This window comes from Actinoplanes sp. NPDC051513 (assembly GCF_044454685.1).
Taxonomy (GTDB): domain Bacteria; phylum Actinomycetota; class Actinomycetes; order Mycobacteriales; family Micromonosporaceae; genus Actinoplanes.
Genome location: NZ_JBITDW010000059.1, coordinates 1 through 10,145, shown reverse-complemented (window position 1 = coordinate 10,145; position 10,145 = coordinate 1). Strand labels below are relative to the sequence as shown.

The following is a 10,145-nucleotide window of genomic DNA, read 5'->3' as shown; positions in this document are numbered from 1 at the left end:
GTGGACAGGCCGCCGACGTCGAGACGCTGATGACCAGCGCTTATCACCAGCTACGGGTGCACGTCTCCCACCGGGCCGCGGCCGGCCTGGCAGGGCTAGTACCGACATCGCGAGGGCGTAGCTTGCCTGGGCCAGTCGCAGAGTCGAGCAAGGGGATATACCGGCGATAAGCCCCACACAGCGGGTTGCACCCGCGGTTGAGCTGGGATCCCAGATGTGGACTTGTGCCGTCGGACTGTGCCGTTCCTAGGCGGGTCCATTCCATGCTGGGTTTCGCGCGATGGCGAGCGAGCTGATTGAGTCGACCGGGCGTTGCCTGGGTTCGGGCAGTCTGCGAGACCTCAACTCCGCCGCCAGGCGCGGGTAGATGTCGGCGACGTGGAGGAACTCGCCGGCATTGTCGAGACCCTGGGCCAACAGCCGAAGGAGAGCCCCGGTAAAGGCCGTATGCCGTTCCCCGACCGGCGCGATGGCCTTCTGGCTCGTCCCGGTCGCAGTCAGGACATACGTGCCCCTGATGTCCAGTTCACCTGTCGGCGTCTGGTCTCCGCTGTTCATCCACTCGATGACCTTGCCGGAGTAGCAGCAGTCAAGAATGACGATGCAACGGCGTGCTGGGCTGGCGCCGACAAGGTAGCGCAAATGCTGGTAGGGCAGTCCCGTAAGCTGCGGCTCGTCTCGGTCGGTGTCGGCGTAGGCAAGGTAGAGGTCGTCATTCTCGTTGAGCCCGTGCCCGGTGTAGTAGATCAGCAGTGTGTCGTCGGTGGTGCGCGTCAGCCGACTGATCGCGGTCAGGTCGGTGTGACTAACTCGGTCGAAGACGTGCACCCGTGAGGCGTTGAACATCCCGTTATCGGAGGTCAGCGCTCGCCTCAGATCTCGCAGGTTTCGTGGGACGGCGGGCAGTGCTGGCAGGCGGGTGTCGGTAAACGACCCGGCGCCGACCAACACCGCCGTGGACCTGTTTCTGTCCGGGGTCTGCACGGCTGATGTGGTCGGGACGTTGAGCCGTTGCGGAGCTTCTTCAGCGGGGAGATCTACACCAAGCATCTTCGCGACCGCACCCTCGTCGACCTCGTAAAGCATCTCGATGTCGCCGGCTTGCCAGCGCCGCACCCACTCCTGCCGGCTCTCGAGCAGCCGATTCTCAGCTTCCTGGAATTGACGCGCAGCGTCGACCTCCTGCGCGTCAATTGCCGCCTCCTTATGGCGCCGCATCTTGGCGATGGAAGCGTTGTGATTCCCGAGGTCGGGTGGCAGGTCGGGGCGCGGTAGCGTCTGCTCGACAGTCAGCATTGCCGCGGTATCGTCCACGATGTCGATCGCCGCGCCCGGCAACGCCCGATCGGGTCGATGGCGCCGCGCCATAGCGACGGCCGCGGCGATCCCGTCATCAGTGATCCCCAGGCGATAGTGGGCCTCGATGCGTTCCCGTACGTGCTTGAGCATCTCCACGGCCTGCTCGGCTGCTGGCTCGCTGATGTCAATGACCTGACAGTCGCCCTCCACCACCATGTCTTGCTCGAGAAGCTGGCGGAACCTCGCAGGTGTGGTAGCAGTGATCACGAGGCGCTCGGCGGCGATGAAGTGGCCAAGAGCATCACCTACCTGCGCGCCGAGTACGGTGATCCGCGAGAGCCGCTGCACGTCGTCGAAGAACAGAATGACCTTGTCCGCGCGCAGCGCTGCGAGCAATTCGTTGAGACGGCTGTCGAGCTCTGTACGATCCTGTACGTTCTCCAGCAGGCGCGCCTGATTGACCGCAAAGATCCGGTGGCCCGCCAAGCTGGGTGGCACTTGATTCGCGAGAATCGACTGAGCCAGTCCGTCGATGATCGTCGACTTGCCGACACCCGATTCGCCGACCAGGATCGGGTTTCGTCTCTTGCGGCGGGTGAGTACCCGCACCAGCTGCTCGATCTCTTTCTCGCGGTGGAGCGGCCTCGACGACTCGGAGAGGAAACTTCCCAACCTCTGAAGCACGCTCCCGGCGTCGGCCTCCGTCAGCCCTTCGCTCACCTGCTGGGAGACGTTGGGGACCTGTCGGCGAAGCGCCTCCAGCTCGGCACCGAACTGCCTCAACATCACGGCGCCGGCATTCTCGCCCTCCTGCATCACGCCCAGCAGGAGGTGCTCGGTGCCGATGTGGTTGTGGTGGAACCGCAACGCCTCATGTAACGCCAGTTCGTACACCTTGCGGGACGCGGGCGAAAACGGGATGTGCCCGGTCGGCTTCTGGACGCCCATGCCGATGACCTTGTCAATCTGGTCGCGGAGTCTGTCCAGCGAGACTCCGACGGCACGGAGAACGAAGGCGGCCCTGCATCTCCTGTCCCGGATCAGGGCCAGTAGGAGATGCTCAGGGCCGATGTAGGGGTGATTGTGCGCCCGGGCCTCTTCCTGCGCTGCGACGCCTACCTGGCGGGCGGGGTCGGTCGTACGCTCAAACATCGTCGCGGTGCCCCCGCGTGGCTTCCAGCAACGTGAGAGCGAGGGCTTCGGGGTCGGGGACATTCGTCGAGTTGACCTCGACTTTCGTGTCACCCGAGATAATGATGATCCGGGTCCGACGGCTCGTCAGCCATGCGGCGAGAGCGGCGGTCAGGCCGCCCAGCAGCTCCTTGTTGTCGGAGGCCCAGGTCAAAGCGTCCGTGGTAGGGCCTTGCTCACCGGGACGAGAGTCGCGGACGACCCGGCCGAGCCGACTGCCTCGCACGCCTGGCTCGGTTCGCAGCGCCGCCTCCAGCGATAACAGCTCCTCGGGCTCCCCAGCCAGGCGCAAGGACATCTCCATGGCCGCACCATAGCGTCGCCTCGATCCCAGGTCATGGGCTGAGCAGCGGCTCTTAAAACCTGACCGTCTACTTGCAGGACGTGTAAACCTGCTCCTGTTGGTCCATGATGGGCCGCACTATGGACTGGGCTTCCTCCGTAGTGGTCGCGCGGACAGATGTCGGAGGAGGTCAGGCGCGCGGAGCCAGGCGATGGTTTGGCTCGGGCCGCTGGTCGGCGCGTACGGCTGTGTCGCGCCAGATCAGGTTCCGCTAAGTTGGCTGGCTTGCCGACGACGACTGAGTGACCTCAAGGATTGCCGCACGGCGAGTCGATCTTTTCGAGCGCGTCGCCCATCGGTGATCAGGACGAGAACGGCGATCGGCAGCACTAGGTCGAGCGACCACGGCGATCCTGTTCGGCCGGATCAGCGGACGGGTGCGCAACAGCGGTCGATGGCGCCGACCCGCTTCGATCATGACGGCGGCTACTTGGGCGAGCCGCCGCAGTCAGCGAACGAGTGCCCTCACGGTGTCCCCACCGAGTAGCGGCATGTCGGCCGGTCCCTTCACATACGGGCCGCGGTAGATCACCTTGTGGCGGCCTTCGCTCGGATACCACTGGCGGACCTTGTGCACCTTGACCATCCAGCGGTGCTGCCAGGCGCGCGGCGTCGGCTCCCCGGCTGCCGTCACGTCGCGCCGCCGCAGCCGGACCACACGCACGTCGGCGGGCATGCCTGACTTCTCAGCGGCCAGGCGGGCGGCGTGGCCCGTCTCGGTATGCTCCACCGCCGCGATGCGCTGCTCACACAGCCGCCAGAACGCGTACAGAAACCGCATGACGAACGTGCCATCCGCATCGTGGATCTCGCTGCCGGACACGTACTCGCCGACCACGTGTTCCTCGGTGTGGCCCTGGAACTCTGCGGCGCGCCTGTAGGCGCCATCAACCTTCCTGGCCGCCTCAGCGAGCCGGGCCGGCGCCTCGGGGTCGGCGTCGGTCGCTCGGAAGCACAACGTCTTGCTCCCGTCCAGCAACAGCGGCGGCAGGGGAATGCCCTGCCGCCGGGCCTCCGCGAGGAGCTGACGAAACGAGTCTGGTCGGACCGGCCCGTGGGTGTCGTGATAAGTGGAGATCCGCACTCCCGGCCGTGCCCGCAGGCCGTCGTCGGCCTCCTGATCAGGTATGGCGAACGTGGCGGGACTGTGCCAGCAGAACGCGCGATCGTCGCCCAGATCACCGCCGGCGCTTCTCACTATCACTGGATACGGCAGCACCAGCAGACCGGCCGGGCTGGGCAGATCCTCCTCGTCGAGGAGCTGCAGGTCTTCGACGGTGAGGCTCTGCGCGGCGGCGATCACCACGTCACACATCGGCGGCGCCACGACGTAAAGGTCCGCGACGGCGAGATGACGGGTGTCGTCGCGGGTCAGCACGTCGGCGGCGTCGGCCCAACTGTCGGGGTAGGGCGGGCGGTAGCCCAGACCCCCGAACAGCATGATGCGCGCCGCTTCCCGGCTCCGGAAGTTCGTGGCGTGTACCTCGTAGGCCCGCGTCAGCTTCTGGCTGCGCAGCTCCCGCGCGACGGCGGCAGTTTCCATGTGCGCGACAGTCTCGGCGCGCGCCTGACGCGCGAACCTAGCTCCGCTCGCTGCCGTCCACTTCGCCATGGCGCCTCCCCAGGATCGCCTGCCGTGACGGTACCTTGCAGTGCGCGTCACTGATTCCGCGGCACGCCGGTGAAGGTCTGTCCAGTCGCTGCCCGTCGGCCTGACCGGAGCCGAGGGTGCGGCGCGTTGGCGGACATTGCGGCATGATGGTCCGCCAACGCGCCCACCCAGGATGCGCCATCGAGCGACGCGTTCGCTGGCCGGTCATAGATCATCAACCACAGGGAGCACATCCGGATTGCCATCGGTGGAGTCGTACGAGCGGGCGACGCGCTGCTGTGCGAGCTGGCGGGCATGGCCATCGAGACCATGGTCGTGCGGATCGATCGTGGCGAGGATCCTGCTAGCGTGGTCGCCGACGTGCTGGGCGCGGTCTTTGGCGGGCTGCAGGCATCGCGCGACCGGGCCGTACGTCGGCCTCCGGTGATGCCGATCTGTGGGCTTGATTTGTCGTGGTATCGGCCGCCTTCAGGTCTGGACACCGGCGTCGGATCTCGGTCACCACCTCGGATCGCGGGAACAAATCCGGTGGATCCTTGAGGTGGATGTCAATTCCGAGCACACGCGGGGCGAAGTCGTCGAGGTCGCGCTGCTGCGAGAATTGGCTGGTGCCATCGATGGTCGGCTCTAGTGGCTGTGTCGCGTAGCCCTCGCCCTACGGTAACCGTCGCTGCGTCAGCTTGTGTGGGGCGTTGGCAAGTCGCGTCCTATGACGTCATCATTTCCGAGCAGAGCGGGGTATTCATCTGAGACTTAGGGGCAACGCCGACCGGTAGCCGTGTCCGCTTGTCTGTCTTCACGCAAATTAGCTGATCTGATTTCACGTTGGTACGAGAGAGATCCGCTCCGACGATATTTGCACCGATCAAGTCAGCCCCCGACAGGTTTGACCCAACGAGGTTAGCGTTGCCTAATAATGAACGACGAAGCCTCGCGCCTGTGAGGTTGGCGCCTGAAAGATTGGCAAAAACGAGGGTGGCGTCCGTCAGCACCGATCCGTTGAGATCGGCGGCGCTCAAGTCCGCTGAGACCAGGTATGCCGAGGAGAGATCGGCACGCGCAAGGAAGGCCCCATGTAATTGGGCCGCCGCCACCGTCAGCTGGACTCCCGAGAAGCTCCCCGGAAGGATCGGAATACGTCCGTCAGGCCGATGTGCGACGGCCATAAATGCTGCCTCGACGTCCGCTGTCGGCGGTATCGCTGTACCAGGTTCCTCGATAGCGGGGCCGTGAGTGTTGACGAAGGCCGATAGAATGTTGACCACCGCTGGCTGGTATTCCGGAGAATCCTGCATCAGGCGGGTAAGGGCGTAGATGGCGCCCATTCGAATGCTCAGCTTGTCGCCTTTCCGCTGGTCTTCCTGTCCTAATTGACCAACTGCATCTGTGAAGCGTTTTGCCGATTGATCGCTGCGGGCAAGCTTCAACTGCTCGTTGGTGGCCTGATTGGTCAGGACGAGTCCCATGGCCACGAGCAAGACGGAGACGAGCCCGCCGATCGCCGTCCAGCGCTGCCACAAATCGACCTGCGACCTGCTGGGCGTCGAGCGGCGAGGGAGCGGAAGTTGTGTGGGTTGAGGTGATGCGCTGGCGTGCGTACCGCTACGCCACGCGGCTCTGGCCGCGGTGATCCGATCATGATGCTGGGCACGACACCATTTAAGCGATCCCGTGCATCCATCTGCGAGCTTCCTGCTTGTCTCTAGACTAGAGGTGGTCAGATCGCCTGCGACCCTGCCGGCGGCAGGCCATACCGTTGCCGGTCGTCGGCTGTTAACCGTTCAACGCCTTCTGGACTTGTGCTCGGAGCCTGGCCGTCAACGGGTACCGACCACCCCAGGACCCTGCCGTCCGCCATGGTCATTGTCAGCTTGGTGTCCCACTGCAGGCCAACCATGACCCGGGAGTTCGGATCCTGATGTGCCACCAAATCGGGTGACCGGATGGTGAGCATCGGTTTGCCGTCACGGCTGTCCCACACTCGTAACCGTCGACCGTCCACGCCGGCGATGAGGGCAGAGTCCGGAGACCAGCACAGGCCTTCGACGCCGCCGCTGAGCCCCAAACATCGGGTGTCACCCGCGGCCGATGCGGGATCCCAGATGTGGAGTTGTTCCCCTACCCCGGCGGCAAGCCGTTGCCCGTCGCCAGACCACGCAAGGGCGGATACCGGTCCTCCCGTCACGTTCCACCGGCTTAGGACCTCCCCGCTGTGACTGTCCCAGATGGACACTCCGCCCATCGCGGGACCCGCCAGGCGGCGACCATCGGGGCAAAACACAATATGGCTCGCGCCTGCGTCGTCGGCCATAACGCTCAGCTGCTTTCCAGTCGTTGTGTCCCAGACCGAAATGACCGTCGGCTGCTCTCCGAAGAAGTCGTAATGCGACAGTGCGATTCGCGTTCCGTCCGGTGACCAGGCGAAATCGCCTAGCATCCCTTCGCCGTGGCCAAATGCATTGACTAGCGTTGCGTCGCTGGCGTAAAGCTTGACTGCGCCGGCTTCGCCGACAGCGAGGACCGGGCCGGCCGGCGACCATCGTGCCCGGGCGCCGGCCGAGTCCTCGGGAAGGTCACACAACATGCGCTCGGCGTTGACGAGCCGCACAGGTCGCCGATGCGTGGTCAGCGCGAGACAGGAACGGTCAGCCGACCACGAGATTCGCCACAAAGCCCCGCCCGGGAGCAAGTCGACCGCCCCGGTCTCCACCGACCAGACCGCGAGGTTGCCGGTTCGCCCTCCGAGGGCGATCGATCCGTCGGCGCTCCACGCCATCTCGTCCGCCATCGTCAGGAAGTCCAAGACCTCTTCCCTGGGACGTCGAACCATCTGCGGGCCCGTGGTGCTCCGAACCGTAACGTAGCGGTCGTCCTTGTCCGTCTGCATATAGGCGATCGCGGTACCGTCCGGGGCCCAAGCGAACGCCTCTCTGAGACCGTCGGCAGGCCACGCCGCGATCCGCCGGCCGCTGAAGTCGTAGACAGCAAGGGTCAGGCCTTCGATCAGCCGGCCGGATTGTCTGCGGAGTAGAACGGTGATCTGTTCACCGGTAGGGGAGAATGCCAGCTTGGTGACCTCTCCTCGGACCTTGACGGTCACTGCCGGCTTCGACCAAGCATCGGAGCGGTAGATCAACACCTTGCCCGGGCCCGCCACACCGAAGTAGTCACCCGATGGCGAGAAGGCAAGAGCCTCAACTTGGTTACCCGTGATCGTGTGGCGGTGCACGGGCTGGGACTCCTCGAGCGCGAAAAGGTCGACCCTGTTGGGTCCGTCTTTTGCTGCGAACATCTGATCGTGCCGCCACGCCACCAACCCCAGGCTCGAGTACTCGCTGTTACGACCACCGAGATAGCCGCCGTCCACGACACGCCACAATCCCAGCGAACCCCGTCCGGACTCGCCGAGCACGTATCCGCCGCACCCACTCAACGTGCCGCGTCCACGCAGACCCGGTTCGCTCAGACGCATTTCCTCAGCGTGATGGCCGGCGGACCAGGTGCACACCTTGCCGGTCTCGTCGAGCGTGCGAAGATGCCCGTCCGGCAGCCACACCATCGAGCAGATGAGGGCAGTGTGCGCGACGGAAAATCGCGCAACCTCCGGCTCGGCGCGAAGGCCCCACAGGGTCAGCACTGCTGCGTCAGTCGCCGCGAGCTCGGTTACTGCCGCGGACGCTACTGCGATCGCCAGCTCGTGGTCTTGCGGCTCGAGTTGCTGCGCCCACGCGGCTGCCTGATCCGCGCGTCGACCGTGATCCTGTTGCGAGCTCGCCCGGGACTCCTTGAGGAACTCGAGAACCGTCGAGGTCGGCCGAATGGTGCGGATCAACGCTTCTGCCTGCTGCAAGGCTGCCCCTCGCAGCAAGTCATCGGATTCGTCACTGCCGCGCCAGGCGGCGGCGCGTTGTTCCAGCAGCGTAATGCGGCGCAGTTGCTCGGAGTGCGCGTCGATCAACCCGCGCAACGTGGGCCACTCACGAAGTACTGCTTCGTGCGCGAATTCGAGCGAGCCCTGCCGGTCGGTCTCCACCATGAGTCTGGCGTCGCGGAATGTGTTCAACGTCAGACGGGAGGGCTCGTCGAGGCCTGCCGTGGGAACCGACCGGCGGATCGTCCGATCGCCCTCCACGCCGACGGCGCGCAGCAGGACATCGTCGACCGACTCCTTCGGCGTTGTGTTGACGAGGCTCTGGTAGACGCGGTCGGCGTGGCGGGCGATGGCACCGGCCACTCGTCCGGCTGCGTTGTACTGCGCCGTGGTGATGACGTCATCGGCGGCGTCCTCGTGGAGTTGCCGGAGCAGGTGCCCCAGAAGTGGGAGAGCGTCGCTGTCATGGGCGGTTGACTCGATCACCATGGTGTTGACGAGTCCGTCGTCGAACGAGACCCCGGACGCCCGCCCGGGCTCTTCGATGGCCTGCCGCAGCTCTCCCGGCTTCAGCGAGGCGAGCGGGACCGAGACGACGGCGGGTAGCGCGGTCTCGCGGGCGGCGGCCGCATAGTGTTCGGGCCGCATCACGGCAAGGAGATAGACGTCGGGATGCGCTCGCAGCAGCGCGGCCATCAGTTGCAGGAACAGAGCCCGCTCAGGCTCGTCGCACAGGGTGTACAAATCTTCCCATTGGTCGACCACCAGCAGCGCACGCCCGATTTCAGGATGCATCAACGCCAAAAGATGGGCGGGGTCGCCGCCGCGGCGGGCGTCGTCGCGAAGCCGTCGGGCAGTGTGCGCGCGATCGCCGCCAACACACAAGACGGCTGCCAAGCCGCCGAACGGGTCACTGCCAAGCCGCAGCGGGCCGTACACCTGCCAGTTCCTCGGAAGCCGCGGCAGAACCCCGGCTCGGATCAAGGATGACTTCCCGCTTCCGGACGGCCCGACCAGCATTACGAACCGGTGCTGGTGGTTGGAGCTCGAGCCCGTCAGCATGATCACAAGGTCGCGGGTCTCCTCTTCGCGGCCGAAGAACACCGAGGTGTGGGCAGCGCTGAAAGGCTCCAAGCCTGGATAGGGGCTGTCCGATCCTGCCCAACTCGGCTTGCTGCGCGTGCGGCGTCGCACCTCCCACCCAACCCACGCCAGCAGGCAGACCGGCACCCAGATCCACGGGTACCGGGTGATCGGCTGCAAAGGTCCCCACCAGCCGCTCGTCTGCGCGGTCAGTATGTTGATCGCGAAGCCGAAGAAGACGCTTGCCAGGAAGGGGACCAAGTCTCCCTGGTACTCGATGCGGCGGCGAGCCATGGATTAGACGCTATGGCACGGCCGGCAATGAATCACGGAGTCCCTAGTGGCTCGTCGGGCAGGAGCGGGCAGGAGCGGGCAGGAGCGGGCAGGAGCCCGTGGCTCGCCGCACGGGAGCGCCCGGCGGGTAAGGGCTCTGACCCCGCCGATCGCCGCCGATGTCTTGCGGCGCCGCCGTTCCCCTGGGATGCGCCGATTGGAGGCGGAACTCGGTACGGCCCTGCTGGCCCGCAACACGCGTAGCGTCGTATTGACCACGGCCGGTGCGGCTTTGGCGGAGTCCGCGCAGTGGCGTCCCTGATAGTGGTGTAACGCGATCGGCGTGATCAGCGGGCGGCCCGTCTGCGGGCTGAACGGAGAGCGCGGTCATCGCGTGATCTTTCGAGTGAACCTTCCACAGCACTCTCGAAAGGCACCATCACGATGACCGCACCCCACATCATCAACCCTGC

Annotated in this window: 7 protein-coding genes; 2 read left to right on the top strand and 5 right to left on the bottom strand. The window is 65.5% G+C overall.

From position 1 onward, the window contains the following. Positions 1 to 246 precede the first annotated feature (246 nt). The 3 genes from ACIA5D_RS51525 to ACIA5D_RS51515 all read right to left on the bottom strand — a co-directional run bounded on the left by ACIA5D_RS51525 (position 247) and on the right by ACIA5D_RS51515 (position 4,445). Positions 247 to 2,451 carry a Clp protease N-terminal domain-containing protein gene (locus ACIA5D_RS51525; RefSeq protein ID WP_396038087.1) on the bottom strand — a complete coding sequence of 735 codons (2,205 nt, stop codon included), beginning with the start codon at positions 2,449 to 2,451 and terminating at the stop codon, positions 247 to 249. Beyond that, positions 2,444 to 2,794 carry a hypothetical protein gene (locus tag ACIA5D_RS51520; protein WP_396038086.1) on the bottom strand — a complete coding sequence of 117 codons (351 nt, stop codon included), beginning with the start codon at positions 2,792 to 2,794 and terminating at the stop codon, positions 2,444 to 2,446. Before ACIA5D_RS51520 ends, ACIA5D_RS51525 begins: the two co-directional genes overlap by 8 nt. A 487-nt stretch (positions 2,795 to 3,281) precedes the next feature. After that, positions 3,282 to 4,445 (bottom strand): hypothetical protein, encoded by a 1,164-nt coding sequence (locus ACIA5D_RS51515; RefSeq protein ID WP_396038084.1) that lies wholly within the window; start codon positions 4,443 to 4,445, stop codon positions 3,282 to 3,284. A gap of 294 nt (positions 4,446 to 4,739) precedes the next feature. Between ACIA5D_RS51515 and ACIA5D_RS51510 the strand changes: the two genes are divergently transcribed. Next, positions 4,740 to 4,985 (top strand): hypothetical protein, encoded by a 246-nt coding sequence (locus ACIA5D_RS51510; protein WP_396038083.1) that lies wholly within the window; start codon positions 4,740 to 4,742, stop codon positions 4,983 to 4,985. Positions 4,986 to 5,152: 167 nt separating this feature from the next. On the opposite strand, the gene ACIA5D_RS51505 is transcribed toward ACIA5D_RS51510, so the two are convergent. Together ACIA5D_RS51505 and ACIA5D_RS51500 are read right to left on the bottom strand one after the other, a co-directional pair. Beyond that, a complete protein-coding gene (locus ACIA5D_RS51505; protein WP_396038082.1) occupies positions 5,153 to 5,911 on the bottom strand; it encodes a pentapeptide repeat-containing protein in 759 nt (252 codons plus the stop codon). Positions 5,912 to 6,162: 251 nt separating this feature from the next. Next, positions 6,163 to 9,693 (bottom strand): hypothetical protein, encoded by a 3,531-nt coding sequence (locus tag ACIA5D_RS51500; protein WP_396038081.1) that lies wholly within the window; start codon positions 9,691 to 9,693, stop codon positions 6,163 to 6,165. Positions 9,694 to 9,880: 187 nt separating this feature from the next. Here ACIA5D_RS51500 and ACIA5D_RS51495 point away from each other — a divergent pair, with 187 nt between their 5' ends. After that, complete coding sequence (locus ACIA5D_RS51495) at positions 9,881 to 9,994, top strand: LysR family transcriptional regulator (protein WP_396038080.1); 114 nt, start codon at positions 9,881 to 9,883, stop codon at positions 9,992 to 9,994. Positions 9,995 to 10,145: the final 151 nt, after the last annotated feature.